This window comes from Planococcus liqunii (assembly GCF_030413595.1).
GTDB lineage: Bacteria > Bacillota > Bacilli > Bacillales_A > Planococcaceae > Planococcus > Planococcus liqunii.
Window position 1 is genome coordinate 2950996 of the sequence record NZ_CP129238.1, and the last position, 23037, is coordinate 2974032.

At 43.8% G+C, this 23037-nt stretch carries 23 protein-coding genes and 1 tRNA gene; 1 reads left to right on the plus strand and 23 read right to left on the minus strand.

The annotated features are described in order from the left end of the window. Positions 1 to 194: 194 nt before the first annotated feature. Complete coding sequence (locus QWY22_RS14755) at positions 195 to 956, plus strand: neutral zinc metallopeptidase (RefSeq protein ID WP_300981586.1); 762 nt, start codon at positions 195 to 197, stop codon at positions 954 to 956. 49 nt (positions 957 to 1005) lie between these two features. Here QWY22_RS14755 and nagB read toward each other — a convergent pair whose 3' ends face one another. The 23 genes from nagB to QWY22_RS14870 form a co-directional block, all read right to left on the minus strand. Continuing rightward, positions 1006 to 1743 carry a glucosamine-6-phosphate deaminase gene (gene nagB / locus QWY22_RS14760; RefSeq protein WP_300981587.1) on the minus strand — a complete coding sequence of 246 codons (738 nt, stop codon included), beginning with the start codon at positions 1741 to 1743 and terminating at the stop codon, positions 1006 to 1008. Positions 1744 to 1761: 18 nt separating this feature from the next. Further along, positions 1762 to 2601, minus strand: a complete 840-nt coding sequence (locus tag QWY22_RS14765; protein ID WP_367281285.1) for a MurR/RpiR family transcriptional regulator — start codon at positions 2599 to 2601, stop codon at positions 1762 to 1764. 112 nt (positions 2602 to 2713) lie between these two features. Then, positions 2714 to 3622, minus strand: a complete 909-nt coding sequence (locus tag QWY22_RS14770) for an ROK family protein (protein WP_300981590.1) — start codon at positions 3620 to 3622, stop codon at positions 2714 to 2716. Between the two features lie 77 nt (positions 3623 to 3699). Continuing rightward, on the minus strand, positions 3700 to 5373 hold the full coding sequence (locus QWY22_RS14775; RefSeq protein WP_300981591.1) for an FAD-binding protein: 1674 nt from the start codon (positions 5371 to 5373) through the stop codon (positions 3700 to 3702). A 17-nt stretch (positions 5374 to 5390) separates the two neighbouring features. Beyond that, positions 5391 to 6896 (minus strand): sodium:solute symporter family protein, encoded by a 1506-nt coding sequence (locus QWY22_RS14780; protein WP_300981592.1) that lies wholly within the window; start codon positions 6894 to 6896, stop codon positions 5391 to 5393. A gap of 24 nt (positions 6897 to 6920) precedes the next feature. Beyond that, complete coding sequence (locus QWY22_RS14785; protein ID WP_300981593.1) at positions 6921 to 7787, minus strand: N-acetylneuraminate lyase; 867 nt, start codon at positions 7785 to 7787, stop codon at positions 6921 to 6923. A 19-nt stretch (positions 7788 to 7806) separates the two neighbouring features. Continuing rightward, positions 7807 to 8499 carry an N-acetylmannosamine-6-phosphate 2-epimerase gene (locus tag QWY22_RS14790; RefSeq protein ID WP_300981594.1) on the minus strand — a complete coding sequence of 231 codons (693 nt, stop codon included), beginning with the start codon at positions 8497 to 8499 and terminating at the stop codon, positions 7807 to 7809. 443 nt (positions 8500 to 8942) lie between these two features. Then, a complete protein-coding gene (locus tag QWY22_RS14795; protein ID WP_300981595.1) occupies positions 8943 to 9380 on the minus strand; it encodes a MarR family winged helix-turn-helix transcriptional regulator in 438 nt (145 codons plus the stop codon). Between the two features lie 15 nt (positions 9381 to 9395). Then, positions 9396 to 10151 (minus strand): SDR family NAD(P)-dependent oxidoreductase, encoded by a 756-nt coding sequence (locus QWY22_RS14800; protein WP_300981597.1) that lies wholly within the window; start codon positions 10149 to 10151, stop codon positions 9396 to 9398. Between the two features lie 127 nt (positions 10152 to 10278). Continuing rightward, positions 10279 to 10818 (minus strand): DUF2179 domain-containing protein, encoded by a 540-nt coding sequence (locus QWY22_RS14805; protein WP_300984405.1) that lies wholly within the window; start codon positions 10816 to 10818, stop codon positions 10279 to 10281. Between the two features lie 171 nt (positions 10819 to 10989). Further along, the gene (locus tag QWY22_RS14810) at positions 10990 to 12363 is read right to left on the minus strand and encodes an Ig-like domain-containing protein (protein ID WP_300981598.1); all 1374 of its coding nucleotides are present in this window, start codon (positions 12361 to 12363) and stop codon (positions 10990 to 10992) included. Between the two features lie 203 nt (positions 12364 to 12566). Continuing rightward, the gene (locus QWY22_RS14815) at positions 12567 to 12914 is read right to left on the minus strand and encodes a hypothetical protein (protein WP_300981600.1); all 348 of its coding nucleotides are present in this window, start codon (positions 12912 to 12914) and stop codon (positions 12567 to 12569) included. A 138-nt stretch (positions 12915 to 13052) separates the two neighbouring features. Beyond that, positions 13053 to 13433 (minus strand): hypothetical protein, encoded by a 381-nt coding sequence (locus QWY22_RS14820; RefSeq protein ID WP_300981601.1) that lies wholly within the window; start codon positions 13431 to 13433, stop codon positions 13053 to 13055. Between the two features lie 20 nt (positions 13434 to 13453). Further along, positions 13454 to 14278, minus strand: coding sequence for a PGN_0703 family putative restriction endonuclease (locus tag QWY22_RS14825; RefSeq protein ID WP_300981602.1), 825 nt, complete (start codon positions 14276 to 14278; stop codon positions 13454 to 13456). Positions 14279 to 14328: 50 nt separating this feature from the next. After that, entirely contained in the window at positions 14329 to 15051 is a 723-nt protein-coding gene (locus QWY22_RS14830) for an amino acid ABC transporter ATP-binding protein (RefSeq protein ID WP_074511146.1), read from the minus strand. After that, positions 15048 to 15704 (minus strand): amino acid ABC transporter permease, encoded by a 657-nt coding sequence (locus QWY22_RS14835; protein WP_074511145.1) that lies wholly within the window; start codon positions 15702 to 15704, stop codon positions 15048 to 15050. The genes QWY22_RS14830 and QWY22_RS14835 overlap by 4 nt, the downstream gene beginning before the upstream one ends. A 97-nt stretch (positions 15705 to 15801) precedes the next feature. After that, entirely contained in the window at positions 15802 to 16626 is an 825-nt protein-coding gene (locus QWY22_RS14840; RefSeq protein WP_300981603.1) for a transporter substrate-binding domain-containing protein, read from the minus strand. A gap of 256 nt (positions 16627 to 16882) precedes the next feature. Beyond that, positions 16883 to 17530, minus strand: a complete 648-nt coding sequence (locus tag QWY22_RS14845) for an acetyltransferase (protein ID WP_300981605.1) — start codon at positions 17528 to 17530, stop codon at positions 16883 to 16885. 509 nt (positions 17531 to 18039) lie between these two features. Beyond that, positions 18040 to 18123, minus strand: a tRNA-Leu gene (locus QWY22_RS14850). Between the two features lie 128 nt (positions 18124 to 18251). Then, positions 18252 to 19133, minus strand: a complete 882-nt coding sequence (gene galU / locus QWY22_RS14855) for a UTP--glucose-1-phosphate uridylyltransferase GalU (protein ID WP_300981606.1) — start codon at positions 19131 to 19133, stop codon at positions 18252 to 18254. 459 nt (positions 19134 to 19592) lie between these two features. After that, entirely contained in the window at positions 19593 to 20375 is a 783-nt protein-coding gene (locus QWY22_RS14860) for a glycosyltransferase family 2 protein (RefSeq protein WP_300981607.1), read from the minus strand. 315 nt (positions 20376 to 20690) lie between these two features. Further along, positions 20691 to 21539, minus strand: a complete 849-nt coding sequence (locus QWY22_RS14865; RefSeq protein ID WP_300981608.1) for a hypothetical protein — start codon at positions 21537 to 21539, stop codon at positions 20691 to 20693. 5 nt (positions 21540 to 21544) lie between these two features. Then, positions 21545 to 23026, minus strand: coding sequence for an oligosaccharide flippase family protein (locus QWY22_RS14870; RefSeq protein ID WP_300981609.1), 1482 nt, complete (start codon positions 23024 to 23026; stop codon positions 21545 to 21547). Positions 23027 to 23037 lie beyond the last annotated feature (11 nt).

The following is a 23037-nucleotide window of genomic DNA, read 5'->3' on the forward strand; positions in this document are numbered from 1 at the left end:
GAATGGTGATGGGAACCCTAAAATTCTCTTTTGACTGCTGAAATAGGCTTTGCACAACCCATTCATGTCTTTAAACTGAAATCAAAAAAATATTATTTTAATGATAAATTAATAAAAGTATAGATTAAGTTAGAATATTCTGATAATATATTTTATATCGAAACTACATTTTATTCTTCAGGAGATGCATGCATATGAAAAACATCCCAAAAGTTCTGTTCATCTTTTTATTCACTTTCTTTCTAGCTGGATGGGCCCATTTGGAAAACTCAGCTTCAGCGGCCCCGCAGCCCAATTATGTAAAAGATTTGCCGCCTGGCCATTCGATGTATGACTACCTCCTTTATTTAGCAAAAGACCTGGATGCATTTTGGTCACCGATTATGGTCGGGGACGGCTACGCTGACCCTGCCGTCACATATTCCTTCCCGGCTCCCGGCGTGCCGGTTGCTACCAATTGCGCCGTTGAAGAGCCGGCAGATTTCCCGGCGCAAGCCTTTTACTGCGGCTTTGACGACCAAATTGTCCTGACACAGGAAATGGCAAGGCAGTTGTGGGACGGCACCTATCGGACCAATTACGAAGCACCTGTCACATACAAGGCCGGTGACTTTTCCGTTGCTTTTGTGATGGCGCATGAATATGCCCATAACCTTCAGACCGAACTCGGCTGGCTGCCGGTTTACGAAGAAGAAGAACCGCTGGCGACGTCCCGAAGCCTCGAGTTGAACGCCGATTGCCTCGCAGGTGTCTGGACCCGTTCCGTTAATGACCGCGGGCTTCTCGATGCAAGTGATCTCAATGAAGCAAAACGGACCTTAACCGACCTCGGACAGGACCCCAACGATCCGAATCCGACACACGGCACGCCGCAGGAACGGAACAAAGCGTTTCTCTTAGGCTATAACAACGGCACAGCCCCTAGCTGCGACCCGTATTTATTGAATCCATATTAATAAAAAAGAACCGTGTACCGGCTCCTTTAGAAGCTGGCACACGGTTCTTTTAGGATTTTGACAATGAAGGCTCAAGCGCCAGTTCATCTGCAATGACTGTGACATCCGGATGTGTCTGAAGGATGGATGCCGGAAAGTCTTCCGTCACATCGCCGTTCAGCAAACGGTGCAGCGCTTCCGCTTTTTGCTCGCCGGACACCAGCAAGAGGATTTTTTTGCTTTCCATAATCGATGCAATGCCCATGCTGATGGCTTGCGTCGGCACCTCTTCAATCCCTGGGAAAAAACGGGCATTGGCGCGGCGCGTTGATGGGGAAAGCTCTACCACATGCGTCCGGCTTGAAAACGGCGTTCCCGGTTCGTTAAAGCCGATGTGGCCGTTCAATCCGATTCCAAGTACTTGAAGGCCGATGCCCCCTGCACGTTGAATCTGTTTTTCGTATGCCCGGCAATCCTGCTCTAAATCCTCAGAGTGCCCGTCGGGAAGATGGATCTGGTCCGCTCTAAGATTGACATGGTCAAACAGCTTTTCCTTCATATAGTGATGGTAGCTGTTCGCATCGTCTTTTTTCAGCCCGACGTATTCGTCCAGATTGAAGGTCGTCACGTTCTCGAATGACACTTTGCCTTGCTTGTATTTTTCAATCAAACAGCTGTACAGCTTTTCAGGCGTGGATCCGGTCGCCAGTCCGAGGACTGGATTCCGGCTCTCTTGAATATGCTCCATGATTATGGAACACGCTTTTTTGCTCATTTCCTCGTAGTTGTCCACTTTAACAAGTTGCAATTTTTCCACCTCTATCGATTAATATAACTTGCTTGCAATATGCTCCGTGATTTCCCGCTTTACACTCTCTGCATCTTTGAAGTTATTCATTGTGAGTCCCGTGCAAATCAAATCAATCAAATACAATTGGGCAATTTTCGACACAAGCGATCCGCTGTCCAACGGACTTTCTTTTGCCGATGACAGCAAAATATGGTCGGCGTATTTTGTTAACGGCGACTTCACGTACGTCGTTAACGCAATAACGGCTGCGTTCTTTTCTTTGGCGATCTTTACTGCATCGATGATGTCTTTCGTGCTTCCCGTCAAACTGATGGCGATTACGACGGAATTTTCATTGAGCGACGACGCCCGCATAATCTGGAAGTGCGAGTCCGTAATAACGCTGACATGTTTGCCGATGCGCATCAAGCGGTTTTGCATATCGAGCCCGGCAATGCCCGATGACCCGATGCCAAAAATGACAACATCCGATGAATCGTTGATGGCTCGTATGCATTTTTCCAAAGTTTCAGCATCGACGACATCCGATGTATCTTCGACCGCCTGGATGATGTTGTTGCGGATCCGGTAAATAAAGGACTCGTCGTTTTCGGAATGATCCGCAGCCGGCACTTCCTGGGCAAACAGGAATTTAAAGTCCTGGAACCCTTTAAAGCCGAGCTTGCGGAAAAAGCGCAAGACAGTCGCTTCGGCAACACCGCTCAGCTCAGATAGTTCCGTCAAAGAATGGTAGAGGACCTGGTTCGGGTTCGACAGGATGTATTCGTAGATTTTATGTTCGGATTTTGTGAAATTGTGCTTGTGCTGTTCCATTAATAGGGAAGGTTTCGGTCCAGCAATTGTTCTCGAATCCATCATTTGGCCCCCAATCAGTTGAAATATTCCACTGGTGCTTCAAGTCTTAATTTTGGTCTGTGCAATGGTCCATAGCTCGTATGAATTATACGTTAATCGCCTAATTGCTAACCTACTCCATGCCGCTCTTATCCAAAAAATTCTTAGCGGCACCAAGCAAATTCGATTTATTGTCGTGTTCGGCCATCTTAATCTGCAGGGATTGCCGGTGATTCGGCATGATCTTGTTTTCCAAAGAGGACAGGACGGCTTGCTGCAGGAAGTCACCTTGGGCAGAGATGCCGCCCCCGATGACGATAAGCTCCGGATTCAAGAGGTGGACGAGTGTCTGCAGGCCGGTGGTGAGATCATCCAGCCAGTGTTCAAAGAGCTGGACGGCATCCCGGTTGCCTGCTTTTACTTGCTCAAAATACGCTTTTAGTTCCCATCCTTCTCCGAACTGCTCAGTTACCTGTCTTTGTAATGCCAAGCTGGAAGCGTATTGTTCGTAGCAGCCCCTTTGTCCGCAAGTGCACGGTGTGCCGTTCGGATACAAATTGATGTGCCCGATTTCTCCAGCTGAAAAATGGCTTCCTGTGTAAAGTTCACCGTTTAAAAACAAAGCGCCTCCGATGCCGGTGCCGATGGTCACACAAAGGAAGTCCCTCGTTCCTCTTGCCGCCCCTTTCCAGTATTCCCCGAGAGCGGTGCAGTTGACGTCATTTTCCATACATGCCGGCAGGCCGGTATGTGCGGAAATCCGTTGAGCCAGTTCAGTACCAGTATAGCCCGGCAAGGTGTCGGTTGCAAAAACGACCCGGCCGTTGACGTTGTCGATCTGTCCAGCGGAGCTGATGGAGATGCCGTCCAGTTGAACTTTTCCCATCAACTCATCACAAAGGCGCTGCACTTTTGCGACCAGCGCTTCTCCACCTTGAGCCGCTTCTGTCGGAACCGAGCCGTGAAACAAAAACGCGCCCTCTTCATCCACCGCTGCATATTTGACGAAAGTGCCGCCAATATCAATTACACCAAGCTGCATGTGTTGTTCCCCTTTTCGTTATGAATAAAAAGAGAAAAACCGCGTTGATGGGCTTTTCTCTTTTTAATCGCTTCTCTTTATTGGTTCAGGAACTCAAAAGATAAAGTTCCCGGTTTCGTTTCTTTTATAAACAGCCGTTTTGCGAATTCCGGCTTTTCTTGCGGATGGTCTTCCCGGTAATGAGCGCCGCGGCTTTCTTTTCGTTCCAGCATCGCCTGCAGCAGAAGCTGCGACAATTTCAAGAAGTTCTTTGCCTTGATTGCCAATTTCCGTGTGGCTTGCTGCTTGAAAAAGTGGGCCAAATCAAGCCCATTTTCCAAAGCGTTGATCTCTTCTATTGCTGCGAGCAGCTGTTGTTCTGAACGGACGACGTTGCCGGCATACCATAGGATTTCGCGGACTTTATCAACCGCCTCATGGACTGCCTCGGCATCTGTGCATTTGCCCTTTTTGTTAAACAACCGGTTCAACTGAAGTTCCGCTGTCTCTAAACCAATCTCGTATGGTTCCACTTCTTGCATATAGCGGGAACAATCAGCGGCCGCACGTTTCCCAAACACCATGCAGGCCCCCGTCGAATTGCCGCCGAGGCGGTTCGCCCCTTCGATATTACAGGACAGTTCACCGATGGCGTAAAGACCGGGCACCCCGGAGCGGCCGTCTGGATCGATGTAGACGCCGCCGTTGCTGGCATGCGCGAACGGCGCAATCCGGACTTCGTCCCCCACCAAATGGATGCCGTTTTGTTCTAGCCAATTCAAGTATACCGTATAAAACTCTTCATCGTTTTCATAGAGCTCCGGATCATACAACAGCTCAAATCCTTGTTCGCTGCGGGTTCTGATGATTTCTTTCATCATCGCGATGTCCACCCATTTCGACTCGAGCGAATCGGTGAACGGGCCGTGGCCGCTGCGGATTTCCAGGCATTCTTTCCGGGACAGCCCTTCCGGGAGTACTGGATCCAGCAAGCTTTCCCCGCTGTCTTTCACAATATCCCGGCAGTACATCAAAGTGTGTTCGCCGAATAAGGTCTTGTAGCGCGGGGTCGTAATGCCTGGGATAAACTGGATGAACTCCATATTGACGAGGCTCGCTCCGGCTTCAAGCGCCAGCACATGGCCAGAGCCGTCCACGTCGTTCGGATTCAAATTGTGTTTGTACAAACTGCCGAAACCGCCGGTCGCCAAAACAACCGCTTTGCATTCGACAACAATCACTTCATTGTCCCGATCGAGGAGGAGCGCCCCTACCACTCGCTCTTCCTGCTGGATCAACGAAATGACTACGGTCCGTTCCATGACGTTCAACTTTTCGTAGCCGCCAAAAATCTCCGTAACGTTTTCCCGGATGCCGTCCCAATTGCTGAGCAGATAAATGTCCCGTGGATGTTCGGCAAAACACGCTTTCCGCTCGCCCTCCAGCTTTTTGGAGATGACGCCGATGTCGCCGTATTCTTGGACCCGCTCCGCAATTTCCTCGACGTATACTTCGGCAAGATCCTGCCGGTGCATCCCCCGGCTTGCTGTTTCGATATCCGCCATGAACACCGGTTTATCGCTGCCGTCTTTTGTCACTTGTGTGCCAAGAGACGCTTTTAACGGGTAGAAGCTGGAACCGGAAGCCAGCTTCATCTTCGTTGCCATCAATACTTCATGGTGTTGGTCTGCCAGTTCTTTCGCTACTTTAATGCCGGCCAAACCGCTTCCCACAACCAATACATCCGTCTTGATTTTTCGGTTAATGCGCACAACTGATTCTCCTATTTTCAAAGAGTTGATTTATTGTAGTCGAAGAACGTAAGGCCTTCCTTGCCGTCTTCCTCTTCGTCTTTTTTTGCAAACAGCAAACTGAAGCCATAGCCAAAGACAATCGATGCCACCAGGTTAATGACGGAATACGCCCAAAGCGTGATATCGGTAAAGTACGAGATGTAGATCGCTACTGCCGTAGTGGCGATAAATCCAAGCATCGCGCCTTTTGAATTCGCTTTCTTAGTCATGATGCCTAAAGTGAAAGTACCTCCGATGATTCCAAGTGCAAGCCCCATCAAACCGTTAAACCATGAATACGCAGAGCCAACATCCGAATAAGCCAAGACGATTGCGAATGCGATGGAGAAAATTCCGACCACAGCCGATACCGTACGTGCCATTTTCGTGCTTTTTTCATCACTCATGTCTTTTCTCAATACTTTTTGGATATCTAAAGTCCAGCTTGTTGCTACACTGTTCAATCCCGTCGAAAGCGTCGACTGTCCCGCTGCAAACAACCCAGCGATCAACAGACCTGACACACCGGCAGGCAGTTCACTGACGATAAAGTTTGCAAAGATCAAATCGGATTTTCCTGTCGGCAAAACGCCGCCTTTTTGAAGATAGAATACGTACAACGACGTACCGATCAAGAAGAACAAGGTCGCTGTCCCGAGAGACAGGAATCCGTTCAAATACGTCATTTTGTTCATTTCCTTCAAGTCATCGGTGCTCAAATAACGCTGCACCATGTCCTGGCTGGAAATATACGAGAACAGCGTAGAGAAACCCGCACCCAGGAAAATGATGAACAAGCTGTTGTTGACCAAATTGGCGTCAAAAATAGCCACATCGCTGAAGAATTTCTGGTCAGATGTTCCGACGCTGATAACTTCCCCAAGACCGCCATTGATCGAGAACAACAATACGATCAAAGCGAAGAGCCCGCCGCCGATCAATACGACGCCTTGGATAAAGTCTGTCCATAGTACGGACTTCAAGCCGCCAAATGATGAATAGATCGTCGCGATGACACCCATGAACAGGATGATGACGACTGTATTGATCCCTGTAACCGCTGCCAATGCAATTGCCGGCAAGTACATGATGATCGACATCCGGCCGATCTGGTAGACGATAAACAGCAAACTTCCCAAAATCCGCATGCGCTTATCGAACCGTCTTTCCAAGTATTCATAAGCTGTGTCCAAGTTCAGCTTCCGGTAAACCGGAAGGAAGAAATAGATGGCCGCTGGAACGGCAATAAACAGCCCGAGTTGCGCCACCCACAGTTCCCACGTGCCGGCATATGAATTACCGGCAAGCGACAGGAACGAAATCGGGCTCAGGAGTGTGGCAAACAAACTGACCGAAGTCACCCACCACGGAATCGTGCCGTCCCCTTTAAAGAACTCTTTGCCTTTCATTTCCTTTTTCGCAACCGCAATTCCGATATACAAAATGAACAACAAGTACGCAAATAAAATGACATAATCAATAAACGCAAATTTCCCCGCCATATGGCTTATCCCCCCAGTGAATGATTACAGATATTTTTCCGCGATGCTTCTCGCTTTTAGTAATTTTTCTTCCGACAATTGCTTCATCGGCTTGCGCACATAGCCCGCATGGACGCCTTGTGTTTCAAGCATTTCTTTGATGGTCTGGTACAAGCCATTTTCAAGGATTTCCGAAATCAAATCGTTTGTCACTTTTTGGATTTCGCGTGCTTCGTCGATGCGGCCGCTTTGTGCCAAAGTGAAAATCTGCTTTGCACGTTTGCCGTTGACGTTGAATGTGCTGCCGATCGCGCCGTCTACATTCAAGACGCTCGCTGACAACAGCATTTCGTCAAAGCCGGAGTAAATCAGTTTGTCCGGGTAGGCATGGCGCAGGCGCTCAAGCAAATAGAAATCCGGGGCCGTAAATTTCACGCCGATGATTTTTTCATTTTCAAACAGCTCACCGAACTGCTCCAAGTTCATGCTGACGCCGGTAAGCGCCGGGATGGAGTAAATGATCAGCTTCGTGTCAACGCCTTCCAAGATCGTGTTGTAGTAATCTTTGATTTCCTCGAAATCGAATTTGTAGTAGAACGGCGTCACCGCAGAAATGGCATCGTAGCCAAGGTCCGTCACGAATTGCGCCAACTCCGCCGCTTCGTCGACGTTCAGTGAGCCGACTTGTGCCATCAGTTTCACCCGGTCGCCGACTTCGTCTTTGACGATTTCGAAAATCTGCTTTTTCTGTTCGGTCGAGATGAGGAAGTTTTCTCCTGTGCTGCCGTTGACGTACAAGCCGTCAACTTCTGAAACTTCGATATTGTAGCGGACAATTTCCCGCAAGCCTTGTTCGTTTATGTTTCCTTGCTCATCAAATGAGCACATCAATGCTGTGTATAAACCTTTCATGTCGCCACCTGTCCCTTTCTTATTGGGTGTTGCTAATTTTTTCCTGGATCGCATTTGCAAATTTCTCAGTGATTAATTGCGGGCGGGTGATAGCGCTTCCAACCACGACCGCATGAGCTCCGAGATCCAATGCTTTTTTGGCTTTTTCCGGCGTGTCAAAATTGCCTTCCGCAATCACGGGAACCTTAACAATTTCAACCATGCGCTCGAGCAGTTCGAGCGGAACCGTTCCCTCCGAATACGGCGTGTAGCCTCCTAGTGTGGTAGCTACGATGTCGACGCCTGCCTGTTCAGCAGCTATCGCTTCTTCGAGTGTCGAGGCATCTGCCATGAACAGCTGCTCCGGGTATTTCGCTTTCACTTCCGAAAAGAATTGCTCGAACGTCTTGCCGTCCGGCCGTTCCTGTTTCGTCGCATCGAACGCGATGATGTCGACGCCTTCTTGATGCAGCGCGTCCACTTCTGATATCGTTGGCGTGATGTAGACATTGCTGCCCGGATAGTTCTGCTTGATGATTCCGATAATCGGCAAATCCACTTCTTTCTTGATTGCCTGAATATCTTTAACCGTATTAGCGCGAATGCCCGATGCTCCGCCTTGTTTAGCGGCCAGCGCCATTTTGCTCATGATGTATGGGTCATGAAGCGGTTCGTCCTCCAATGCCTGACAGGAAACGATTAATTTCTTGCTGATTTGTTCTAAAACCGTCATGCGAAAACTCCCCATCTGTATGTAATGATCAATGCCCTTGCTGCTTGCAGCCGAATACCGAACCGGCCTCCTTTTCTTTTTTGAATATTTTATTAATCGAACTATATCATTTTGACAACTGACTTTCAATAATAAAATTTAAAATGATTATTTATTTTCATTTTAAATTTTATTATTAAGCTATTGTCCCTAGGACTGGCTGATTAAAATAGCCTCTCAAATTCCTTGATGTGCATAACGTCGATAGAAAGCTGAAAAAAGCTGGTAGAGAGCCGAGAAACGTCGAAAGAAATTAAAAACCCACTAATAGAACCGCAGAAAAGCGTCGATAAAGTATTTAAACCAGCCCCATTCTCTATCAAAAACCGTAACTAAAAAACCACCTGCAACGAGGAATCGGACAATTCCGCTGCAGGTGGTCCAAAGTTATTCTGTTTCAGCGATCACTGTATCTTCCGTTCTTCAATCCCCCGGATTAGCTTTTCCTGAAGCGACAAATATTGCCCGACTTCCTCTTCACTCAACACACCAAACAACTCCATATAGACTTCTTGGCCGATTTCCTGGGCTTCGGCTAACGCATTTTTGCCTTCGGCTGTGAGACTCAGCTGAATCGTCCGCCGGTCATTTTCATCGTATAGCCGCTCTGCCAGGCCCAACTCCACAAGCTTAGCTGCGATGCTCGTCATAGCGCCTTTTGTAACACCTACTGTCTCTGCCAGTTCCGCCTGCTTTTGAGGGCCTTTTGTCTTTAATTCGGACAGTGCCAGAATCGGCGAAATGCCGATTGGGTAGCGGAAAGCTTTTGTGAATCGCATGATGTTGCTGTTGTTCATCTGTTCAACCATTTGGATCAGCCGGAAAATCGTCGTTTGTTTCAATTAAATCCTCCTCGATTAATGGAGCATGATGGAGCCGCCGTCGACCATCAGTGTCTGCCCGGTAATGTACTGGGAATCGTCTGAAGCGAGGAACACAGCCACCCGCCCGATATCTGCCTGGACATCTCCGAAACGGCCAAGCGGTATTTTGTTTTTCACCGCTTCATAATATTCCGGCTGCGCTTTTGCCCAGGCCTGTACACCAGGTGAATCTGCAATGGGGCTAATGATGTTGACGTTGATGCCAAAACGGCCCCATTCGTTTGCAGCGACGCGTGAAATGCCGCGGATTGCTTCTTTTGCTGCCGCGTAAGCGCCTTGCGTTTCATGTCCAGCCAGCCCTGCACCGGATGCAAAGTTGATGACATTGCCTTTCGATTCTTTCAAATGCGGCAAGGCCGCCTGCATCAAATAGAACGTCGGGTAAAAGCCTGTACCGAACGACAAGTCGAGATCCGCCTGTGTAGTTTCTTCAAGCGTTACTTGTTTGGATGCATGCGCGTTATTGACCAGTACATCCAGTTTACCGTATTTCGAAACGACCGCTTCCACAATCTTACCCAAGTTTTCATGGTCCATCAAATCCGCTTTCAAGAACATCGATTTTGGAGATATTGCCTGCAGCTCCTGCGCCATCGCTTTGCCCGTCTCATCGTTGACATCGACGATTGCAACAATCGCTCCTTCTTTCACCATTTCTTTCGCAATCCCGCCGCCAATGCCTCCGGCTCCTCCGGTGATGATGACCACTTTATCCTTTAATTTTCCCATTCAAAACAGCTCCTTCTACTCTAAATTATATTTAGTTTAACACTAAACTATTTAGCGTTAAACCAAAAAGACTTAAAAAAGCTGCCGGAACTCATCACAAGTCCAGCAGCTCTCGCTTCTTCTTCAATTACCGATGCGACATCGTTCTCCCTCTCACCCTACGAATCCAGAACCCGCCGTGGATGGTCTTCGAATCGTTGGCCACCACAAAAGCTTGCGGTTCCAGTTCTTTGATGGTCTGGTACAGCTTCAGTTCTCGTTTTTTCGGCGTCAGAATCTGCAGCGAACGGCGTGGTCCTTCGTGTCCGTTCGTTTCCCAGTCCGTGACCCCGTAGCCTTTTTCACGCAATTGTTTCGATAAGTGATCCGAGTTTTCCGGAGACACCACCGTTGCGGTAACATAACCGAGCGAAATCTTGTCTTCGATCATCGAACCGACAATGACACCGGCACCAAAACCGACCGCATACGAAATCAGATTTTGGATCTCTGAAATGTTCTCGAGTACAAGCCCCAGCCCTAAAATATTGATGATGACTTCGATAATCGATAAGCCAGCAGCCAAGTAGCGGTAGCCTTTCATCATCAAGATCATCCGGACCGTCGACAAGGTCACATAAACGATGCTGATCAAGAAAATAATGATTACCAATACAATAGGATTCATGCCCAAATTGAAACCCTTCTTCCTGATAGTTTATATTTTCCATTTTTATTTTTAGGATATGGTACTTTTCCCTATCAAAATGGAATTAAACATAGCAGAATCTTATCTTTTAGACTGATGGACTCAAAATAAAAAACCGCCTGAAATTCCGGCGGTTAAAAGTAAAATCGACTATTTGCTTTTAGTGAATACTACTTTGTTCAAGCCCGAAATTTCAATGCGGTCTCCATTGCTAAATGTTTGGGTTACGCTTGTTACATAATAAGGCTCTTTTTTCGCTGACAGCATTTCATTAACCACCAAACTATAACCTCGCCAAGCGACTAAATTTCCTGCACCGCTTGGCGTAGTGACTCGGTATCTGCCTGCTGCGATATCTTTGCCCACTGTCCAGTTGCCTGCATGCAATGTATTCGATTTTACATTGGTGACTTTCGTAAACTGAACACTGTCGAGACTTAATATTTCAATTTTATCTCCTTTTTTGATATCAGTCGTCACCATCTGGACTCCCCAATCTTCGTTGGGACCAGCAAGAATTTCATTGATATACAAATCACCCGTTGCGGGTGTTATGAACAAGTTGCCTGCACCGGATTTAGTCGTAATTTTATAACGGCCCGCTGCAATATGCGTGCCTCCTTTCCAAGTACCTGCAGACAGGGTTTTCACATACGGAACAGTAACCGTTGCCGTAACCGTTTTGCCGTTCGCTGTCGTCGCCGTAATCTTAGCCGATCCGGCACCGACTGCTTTTACGACGCCTTTACTGTCGACAGTGGCAACTTTAGCATTCGAGGTTTTCCATTTCAGTGATTTGTTTGTTGTGGTGCTCGGACTGATTGAAGCTTTTAACGCATAGGTTTTTCCAGCGGCCAATGTAAGGCTTGTTTTATCCAGCTTTACGGATTGCGCTGCAATCGGAGAGGTGACTGTCACTTTTGCAGTTGCCACTTTGCCTCCGCTCACTGAGGCGGTAATTGTTGCGGTACCTTTGGCTTTGCCAATAATTTTCCCTTTAGCGTCAACTGTAGCAATTTTAGCATTGGAACTCTTCCACGTAACAGTTTTAGGCGTACTGTCTACTGGGGAAACAGTCGCCGTTAATGTAATCGCTTGTCCCGCAACAACGGATACACTGGCTTTATTCAATTTTACTGTTTTCGCAGAAACCGTTACCGCCAATGTTTTGGCTATTGCCGGATTAGCTTTTGCAGTAGCGGTAATGACAGCTTTGCCGCTAACGATTCCTTTAATGGTACCTTTCGCATCAACCGTTGCTGCTTTAGGGTTGGAGCTTTTCCAAATGACGGTCGAATCTGCCACATTTGCTGGCGCAATAGTCGCTGCTACTTTATAGGTTTGATTTGTCGCAATTGCTAAAGAAGCCTTACTCAATTTCAACCCGCTTGGCAATACCTTATCAGCTACATCAGTGTTAGTACCTCCCGAAGTATCAGCAAATACTGTCGCCCCATTGCCAAATAGCAACAAGCTAGCCAAAACAAGAAACAAGAAGCTTTTCTTCAAAACATTTCTCTCCACTCAGTCACCTTCTTTCTTATGAATAAATTGATGAATAATCAACCAAAATATGGTTGCTCCTTTTCTTTATTATAGTTATTACGCCTTAACGTGAATGAGTTTATCTACCTATCTTTTAAAATAAGAAAGAAAAACCCTTTTCCGGAGAGAATTAGTGGATTCTCGGAAAAGGGTTAATGCAAATTGTAGAGTGTCAATTGAAATTAGACGGTCTGATTCCGTTTCGGATGTGGCTGCGTGATATCTACTGCATATACTTTAATGCGGTTGACCATTAAATCACGGATGCCGTATATCGGCCGCTCGTTTGCCTGCACGTTGCTAATATACGCATTCATCTGATCCTGTAAGTAAACACCGATTGGCTTGTTCTTGTATTCCTCGCCCAGACTTCCAGCATCCGCCGCTGTGCGGAACGAAGTTTCAAAATATAAATTCGACACCTCAAGTGCTTTTAAGGTCTCGCCGTCCATATGTACGCCCACCACTTCATAATAATTCCCGTACTCGTCCCTTACCAAATCGTTCGCTTGGATGTTTTTCATGCTCAAATTATTCCTCCCCTTTCTCGGACTCTTTCGATACCTGTCAAAGAAATCCTACCTTAAGTACATTACCTATTAGCAACACCGGTGAAACATAAAAAGCCGCTTTCTTCAGTTATTGGCCGAAGAGTAGCGGCAACTTCCTTAAGATAATTCAGTTTGATATTTGCTTTTGGGCCACAGCACAAATTCTCCAGGCGGTGAATAGAAATGGACAAGTTCATCATTGATCATCCATCCGATCCCTTTTGTTTCCAATGCCGATTTGACATGCTCCGACAATTTCTCGCCGTATGCATTTAGCCAACTGCCCTGTCTGTGCTCTTTTGCAAAGTCTTCTCTTGTCTGAAAACCTACAAGAAGCGCCAGCATATCCAATTCGTCACCAATCGTATGACAAACGCCACTTTCGTATGGTTTATTCGGTTCCACACAATTCGAGTCGCCTACGTATTCATAAAACCCGCTGACTCCCTTTTTAATTCCCGGCAATACCATATACCTTACCGCAATCCGCTTCCCCATCCGTTTCCTCCTTCAAATTATTAATTCGGAAAATATTTATCTTCAAACTCCCGGTAATGCTCAATTAATTTACCAGACATTTTTGGGTCTAATTTTAAGTGGTTCGTAACTTCCCCAAGCATGCTTTCCCAGGTAAGCATAAGAATATTAGGATGGATACGTGGATCTACAACATGATCTATTACATGATTAAATTCCTTAAGAAGCTTTGTATTGTTTTTTGGACAGATGAACACCACAATTCTTGTGCCATCTTCCTTCACATAAGCGATATTCCGCAACAACTGGTAATTCTTCAAAAGGACAGCATACACGTCAATGCCTGACCGGATTTTATCTGCAAGCATTTCCTGATAGACATTTTTGTACTGTTTTTGATACCTCAAATCGTCCATAACTTTGCCAAAACCATCTTCGGTATATTTAATTTCAAATAGCACTTCTTTTCCTGATTTCAACTTTAGATAAAAATCAAAATTCGTCCGTTCTCCTTCGCCCAACATTTTCTCAAAACTCCATTCACTAATTTCTTCATCCTTTAAGTGCAAAACCTTAAGTAACAAAGGAAGTTGGTTTTCTGCAATTAGCGGATAAAAGAAATTAAAGCAGACAGCTTGAGAAGAATTTAGGTGATGAAAATATTGATGTAGCTTAACTGCGTTATCGTTGATGTACTGATGAGTTTCCTGCCTATAATTATCGAGAAGATTTAACTCCCGCTTGTTGGCTGGCAGAATGTAATGATAATCCAGATGACCTCCCCGCCATTTTTCAGGGCGAGTGATTGCAAGCTTCTTCACTTTATAATTTGATAAATGATCTTTCATCATTTGTCCGAAATCCATAGTCTTCCTCCAATGAACTAATAATTTTTACAAATTTAAGATACCTTTCTCTACAGCACCTTGCTCAAAAACAGCTGCGTCCGTGGATGCTGCGGGCGCGAAAACAATTCCTGCGGCGTGTTCTCTTCAACGATATAGCCGCCGTCCATAAACAACACCCGGTCGCCGACTTCCCGCGCAAACCCCATTTCGTGCGTCACGACGATCATCGTCATGCCTTCAATCGCCAGCTGCTTCATGACTTCCAGCACTTCGCCGACCGTTTCCGGATCGAGGGCAGACGTTGGTTCATCAAACAGCATGATTTTCGGATCCATCGCGAGCGCACGGGCAATTGCCACCCGCTGTTTTTGCCCGCCTGACAGGGAATCCGGGTACACATTGGCTTTTTCGACCAAGCCGACTTTCTTCAGCAAAGCCATGGCTTTTTCCTTCGCTGCTTTGCCGTCGACGCCTTTCACTTTGACTGGAGACATTGTAATATTCTCCAGCACGGTCCGGTGCGGGAACAAATTGAACTGCTGGAACACCATGCCGACATCGGTGCGGATTTTGTTGATGTTCGTCTTTTTATTGGTGATGTCGACGCCTTCAATATAGACATGGCCGTCGGTGATTGATTCGAGCAAATTGATACAGCGCAGGAACGTCGACTTACCCGACCCCGACGGACCGATGACAACAATCACTTCCTGCGGTTTTACTTCCACGCTGATGTCTTTCAGCACTTCGTTTTCACCAAATGTTTTCTTTAAGTTCACAACTTTAATCATTCTGTCGCCAACCTCTTTTCTATACGGTCTAGAATAAAGCTCATGGATAAGGTCAAAATCAGGTAAATGAGCGCCGCTGTCAAATACGGCTCCCAAATCTTATAGTATTGCCCTTGGAACGCCCGTCCCCAGTACATCAATTCCGGCACCGTAATGACCGCGAGCAGCGAGGAATCCTTCAACAGCACGATAAATTCGTTACCAAGGGGCGGAATCATCCGTTTGACCGCCTGCGGCAAAATCACGTAGCGCATCGCTTGGAGATGCGTCTGGCCGAGTGAACGCGCGGCCTCCATCTGCCCACGGTCAATCGACTGGATCCCGGCACGGAAAATCTCCGCAATATAAGCAGAAGCGTTGAGGGTCAGAGCCACCACCCCGGCAACAATCGCGTTAGTCTCCCCAATGACCAATGGAATCAATCCAAAGTGGATCAATAGAATCTGTACAAATAACGGCGTCCCCCTGAAAAATGTAATAAACAAATTAAACGGAAACGCCAGCAGCTTGTTCTTCAGCATTTTTCCGACACCAATCACCAAACCCAAAATAGTTCCGAACAAAATACCGAGAAGGGAAACGCCGATTGTATACAAGGTCCCTTCCAGGAAAAAAGGTAAGTAATCTCTGATCAAATCAAAACGAAAATCCATAGCCTGCCCTCTCTTTCTAATCCGCATGAAGTTTTTGTACCAAAAATTGCGTAACACTAGACACTAGAGTTACGCAATTCAGCTAAGATTTTTATGTTTATTGTTGGGCTTTCAATGTTTCCACATCCGGCTGTGAACCAAACCACTTCTCGTAGATTTCCGCATACTTGCCGTTATCCAAAACGGTATTGATCGCTTTATCGATTTCCGGCTTCAAGTCGCTGCCTTTCGGGAACAACACGCCGTAGAACTCATCCGCGAAACTTTCATCCTCGACTGCTTTTAATTTCTGATCCGGATTCATCTTTGTGTAATACTCAACGATCGTGTTGTCCGCAATGACCGCATCTGCGCCGCCCGCAAGCAGCTCCTGGATCGCCAAGTTGTTGTCTGCAAACTTCAAAATGTCACGGTTGTTTTCGCCGACGATTTTCTCCGCCACTTCCTGGCCGGTTGATCCGTTCAATACGGCAATTTTCTTGCCTTTCAAGTCCGCGCCGCTTTTAACATCGCTGTTTTCCGGCACCAGGATTTTGTTGGTAGAAAGATAATAAGGCACGGAAAAATCATAGGTCTGTTTTCGTTCGTCGTTGATCGTAATCGAAGAAACTGCCATATCCGCTGTTTTCCCTTCAATCTCGGCGAAAATCGGATCCCATCCAATGACTTCGATGTTTGGCTCATAGCCCGCTTCCGCAACAACCGCTTTTGCGAAATCAATCCCGAAGCCGACCACCTCGCCGCCTTCCATATACTCCATCGGCGCATAAGCCCCATCCGTTACAATACGAAGCTCTTTCTTCTCTTCCCCGCCTGAATCTCCCCCAGAAGTATTGCCATTCGATTCTTCCGAACCACAGGCAGCCAAAAACATGGTCAACACCAACATCAGTAAAAAGCCGATTTTTGATAATTTCCCCATAGATAATTCCCCTTTTGTGATGTATTTAGAAAATGCCGACTCACATAAGCGCGGCACAGACTCCTGAAGTTTGTTTGGTGTTAAATTCTTCAGAAGCTTTCCGTTGTCCTCCTATCTTATGAGCAAAAGGTTAAATAAAGGTTAAGAAGTCTGAATAAAAAGTAATTTTAAAACAAAAGTTTAGGGCAAAAGAAAAAAGACCATTCCAAAGAACTGGAGTCGTCTTGTAAATAACATCTGATTAACTTTTGCTTTACTAATTGGCGGATTCAATCTTACTCGCTTTTTTCGCTACAACTTGCGCTGGAACTCCGACGACCGTCGTAAATGCTTCGACATCTTCCAGTACGGCAGACCCTGCCCGTACGACGCTCCACTCCCCGACATGCTTAGCAGGAATGACGCTCGCCCCTACCTCGACCAAGGCACCTTCACCAATCGCAGCGACACCCGCCACCGTAGCACCCGGTGAGATATGGACGTAGTTGCCGACTGCACAATCATGTTCCACCACAGCCCGTGAATTAATGATGGCATGGCTGCCAATCTGAGCTTCTGCATTAACCACTGCCCCGGGCATCACCACAGTCCCCCGGCCAAGCACCGCACTCGGGCTGACGATTGCCTCCCGGTGGACTGCGATTGCGTATTGCTCATCAGAAAGACCAAGTTGTTCCACAATCTTTTTTCTCACCGCATTTGCCCCAATCGCCACAATCACTTTTGCTCCTTCTTTTTGGATCAACGCATGCACTTCCGAAATGGGGCCAAACCAGCAGCCGTCTTCTTTGGTAAGTTCGCTGTACTTGGCGTCGAGCTTGGCGATTACTTGATGACCGGAGGAAACCAGATTGTCCGTGATGACCCGCGCGTGGCCGCTGTCTCCGATTAAGATAATGTCCATATTTGGTCCCCCTTACTAAGTAAAACGGATTGCTTTTCTGTTATACGTAATATATCATCCGGCATATTAATTTAATAGAGGATTGAGAAAATCAATTCTTGAACTTGTAGTAATTTTCCATACAAACTTTTACTCCTGTCAAAGTACGTGAAACATAATTAAAAAACCATCTTAAGAAAAGGGAATCTCCTTTACTTAAAATGGTTACGTAAAATAGAGTGCTCTAGGTCTAACCTTTCAAATAGCTATAAAAGATCCTATCAATTCACTTTCTTTAACCGCTCAGATTCTTGTAACGGTTCTAGTTCGATAGCCACTGGTATTTCCGCAAACAATGGAATTGGGCTGATTGCATCTTCTGAATAGATGGAAACCAATCCGGTTCGCTCCACCTTATTCCGGACATGATCTTTTTGTGAAAAGTAAGCAGACTCTAACAATTTCTATCTGCTAAAAAAGCCCACCTAACCAAAGGTGAACTCCCTCTTACTCTTTTAGTTTTTTGAGTATGCGGACGAAGGGAGTCGAACCCTCACGGTGTTTCCACCACTAGACCCTGAACCTAGCGCGTCTGCCAATTCCGCCACATCCGCCAGCCAACAATCGTCAATCGGTTTCGATTGATTTGTAAATATTTAACTTGTAATATCCTAAGTTTGTCAAGACTCCAGTATTCTATAAGTAGTAAAAAAGGGTAACCATTATTGGTCATCCACAGCTATTACTTTTTATTCAAATACGATTCCTGCAACTTACGCTCAAACAACTCCAACAACTGATCTCTCAATTCCGGACGTTGCAATGCAAATTCAATGCTTGTTTCGATAAAGCCGTATTTTTCTCCGATATCATAACGACGGCCATCAAACTCGTATGCATATACCGGCTGTACCTGGTGTAGTTTCTGGATAGCATCAGTCAATTGAATTTCACCGCCGGCTCCTGGCGTCTGTTCACCGAGAAATCTAAAAATTTCTGGTGTCAAAATATAACGTCCCATAATGGCATAATTAGATGGCGCTGTACCATTTTCTGGTTTTTCAACGAAACGATTTACCGTAATCAGTTTGTTATCAACTGAAATCGGATCAATAATTCCGTAACGCTGGGTTTCTTTGGGCAAAACTTGTTGAACACCAATGATGCTATTGCCAGTTTTCGCATACTGATTCATTAATTGAGTTAGACAAAGTTCATCATTAACCACAATATCGTCTCCAAGTAGTACTGCAAAAGGCTCATTACCAACAAATTTACGCGCTGACCAAATAGCATGCCCTAGTCCCAGAGGTTGCTTTTGACGGATATAATGGATTTCGACATTCGATGTCTGCAGAACAGAATCGAGCATATCCATTTTTCCTTTTTCTCGCAATGTTGTTTCCAACTCAAAGGCATGGTCAAAATGGTCTTCAATTGCACGCTTGCCTTTCCCAGTGACAATGATGATGTCTTCAATTCCCGAAGCAATCGCTTCTTCTACAATATATTGAATGGTTGGCTTATCGACAATCGGTAACATTTCTTTTGGCATGGCTTTTGTTGCTGGCAAGAAACGAGTACCAAGACCTGCCGCTGGAATAATTGCTTTTTTAATTTGCATTTTTTCACCCGCTTTCCACTTTATTTGACTCAATCAATAAATTAAGGTGGTTATTACTATGGAAATTCTTCAGCAGCTTATTAACAATCTAGTCCGGGTATTACTTCTCATCAATTTCCACCGATAAAACTGGATATTTTATGAATGGATTTGCCTTATATGCCGGCGCACATTTTCATAAGTCTATAACAGAACCAATAGTATCTTAACGTTTATGGAACCGAGTTCATTTTAGTTTCACTTAAGTAGTGGAAGGGTTGCATTTCAGCTTCTTAACTATTTTATAGACTCAATCACTTAATTCGATTAGCAATTCTTTTTTTCACTTTCGCTTATTATGAGAAATAATTAGCTTTTAACAGAACCTTTATATGGCATTAATTTAAAAAAAATTACATTTTGGACGATACAGTCATAGAATCTTTTAACTACCAGAGTCACCCTTGTCATTATATTTAATCATTTTTTAAATAAAATTTTATTATATTTTTTCACCGAATTCATAAGATGCATACTTGTAAAGTAAATAGAACTAGCTGGATTCAAATCGATAAGTCGAAATAGTTTATAAGTAACCCCGATAGTTTTGAGCTTATTGCCTGATAAGGAACTTATAGAAAGTCTATAAACTAGTAGAGGTTCATTTACTCCAAAAGCCAATGTTCCTGTTTTTAAAATTCTTAGCCATGTTGCGTAATCTTCGTGCATATTATCATGTTCCATTTTTATAGTAGTAAAATATTCTTTTTTCACTAAAACCGATGAACAGGATATAATATTATGCTTTTTCAACTTGTTAAAATCAACAGTTTTAGGAACTTCTAATATCCCTTTAAAAGGTTTACCTTCTTTATTAATAAAAGAAGATCCTGTGAAAACAAAACTTGCGCCCTCTTCATTTGCACATAAAAGTTGTTTTTCTAGCTTTGTAATTTCCCATAGATCATCACTGTCCAAAAAAGCAATCCATTCACCTAAAGCTAGATTTATCCCTTTATTTCTAGTTTCTGAAACTCCCATATTTTCATTGTTCTTTATCAAACGCAAACGAGCATCTCTCTGTCCAAACTTCTCAGCAATTTTTGATGTCTTGTCATTAGAGCAGTCATCAATAATAATTAGTTCCCACTCTTTATAACTTTGCGATAGTACTGAATTAATAGCGTCTTCTATATATTCTTCTGCATTATACGCTGGCATTATAATACTTATTAAAGGCCTTATCGATTCAATATTACCCAAATCTACACCTCTTTCTTTTAAAAAAATTGATGTTTAACGGCTCTATGATTTGATAAGGAATGGATTAGAAAATCTCCGATAGAAAATGAAAAGAATATAATAAAAAAACTTACTGAACGAAATAACAAAATATTATTTGTTAATGTCATTCCCCCACTCCTTTCTAAATGATATATTTCCTTAAAAGTTTAACTATAGAAAGCCAGAATTAAAGCAACCAAACTCATAAAATAAGCAGATTTTCAAAAGGTATACGGAGAATAAAAGGAAAGAGATATCAAAATAAAACTATTATATTAAAAAAATTTGATGTATTCAGGTAAGAAACTCCTTGCTTAAATATTGAGAAGCAAGTCTTATCTTCTTAATATTTCCAATTTTTTTATCTAAGTAAAAATTCTTTATATCGTACTCTACAACTTTGCTTAAACAAACTCTCCAGTCGCTATACGATGTTAGTGTGAATACTTCTGCTGCATAATACCCAAGAAATTGTCCTGAAAGTCTTTCTTGCAACATAAACCGTGGAGCAGGAATGTAATTTTGTGAGCTATATACGTCATTAAATAATCTCCATTTTAATGTATGATCCACTTTTGACATCGGCAAGTAATGTGTTATAAATTCTTCTGTAATTGGTACTGAAATTTGATACATGCAAATTTGTGGATGATATGACGGAAAATCCTGTTGAGTTTTCTGTAATGCTTGATCAAGAATCTTCCCACTTTCTAAATGTTCCGGTTGCCAGTCAATTAGAAATGGGAGAGCGATAATCTCCGGTTTCATATCTCTGATTACTTCCGTTAACTCATTAGAATGATTTCCTGTCGAAGCATAAAACTTTAACATTAATTTTTCACTGCTTTTCTTAAGCTCCGACAATCTGATTTGTGCACTATTTTTAGGAGGAATTGGTCCAAGGAAACCGAAATAAAATGCTTTTAAATTAGAACCGAAAACTTTAATCAACTGAGAGCCGCCGATTAATTCATCATCTGCATGAGGAATCAGCATCAAAACTTTTTTTGAAGCCAATAAGTGAACATCATTTGCTTGAAGGATTGGATATTTTGTCTTAACACCTTTATATTCAATAAACCATTTTGCCTTCTTTTGTAACTTCATGGTATAAAGAATGCTTTTTTTTATAGTTTTTTTCACCTTCCTTATACCTCCTTCTTTTTCCGAATAACTTTTCCTAACAATCTCTCAAAACTTAAATGTTCTATGATTTTCAAAAAACTTTTTCTTTCAATTGATACCAGTAAATAGAGTGCAAATATAAAAACAACAAATAACGCTGCATATTTAACTTCTATGCTTACATCGAATAACAAAAAAGAAGTATTTATAGCTAATAGAGCAATAACTATCCAGAGTGTCGACCTGATATTAATCAGATAATCCGAAAATTTCAAGTCTAATATTTTAGAAGAATAGAAAATAAGAATAGGAAATTGTAAAAAAAGCAATAAAGTTCTTACTGTTACATAGCTAACCAAACTAGATTGTACTGCATAAAATAAGATTGGGACTGATATTATAGTACAAACCAACACATTAATTGCCAGTACTTTGAACATGCCTTTCGCTCTGAACCCTTCTATAATTGAGCTGCAAAAAAATTCAAATCCTAAAACCAAAAATATAATACCGAATATTTGTCCTAATCCATTCCAATCAGACGTAAATATTACTTTCTCAATTAGGTCATGAAAGATAAAAACAAAGACACCCATCATAGCAGAAACAGCAAATATCATCTTTTGGGAAAAAAGTACAGCCCTACTTAGAGCTGCTTTATCATTTTTGAGAATAGAAAGTGAACTGAACAAAATGGGAATTAGCGGTCCTAAAAGAACTCCAACAGCTACAGTAAAAAGATTTTTACTGGTTACATATAATCCCAAACTGGTAGACGACAAATATTTGGTAATTAAAAACGTATCTAACAACACGGGCACCCATACAAGAAGAGATTCAAAAGTGCTCCAAATCCCCTTTGAAAGAATGTATTTCAAGATATCCAAGTTGAAATAAAATCTTGGCTTCCATTTAGACTTTTTCCAGAGAACAATGGTAGTTGCAAAGGAACCGAATACGTTCCCCCATACTATCGCCCAAAATCCCGCTCCCATAAAGGCTAGAGGAATTGAAACGATAGCTGGCGTACAAACGGTAACTAATCGAATATAAAATAACGATTTAAAATCTAAAAACTTTTTTTTGATGGCACTTTGGATAGATGAAAGGGAGAAAAATATGACTTCTAGTGACATAACTTGAAGGATAACCGAAGCTCCTGGTTCCCCATAAAGTTCTGCAATTGGACTTGAAAAGAAAAAAAGGATTAGAAAAACAATAATTCCCATTGCTATATTGAACCAAAAGCTGACATTATATAATTGATTCAAGTATTTTTCAGTGCCACTTTCTTGAATAATCACTTTACTCATGCCCATATCACTAATGACCGTTACTAAACCTAATATAACTGTAGCTACAGCAACCAAACCAAAGTCTTTCGGTGAAAGGAGCATTGTCATCACAAGAAAAAGCAGCGGCCCTATTGTCTTAGCGACAATTTCAGATAAAAAAGACCAAAAAGATGCTTTCGCAATGTTGTTATAGAGATTGATTTCAAACATCTCCCCTCAGT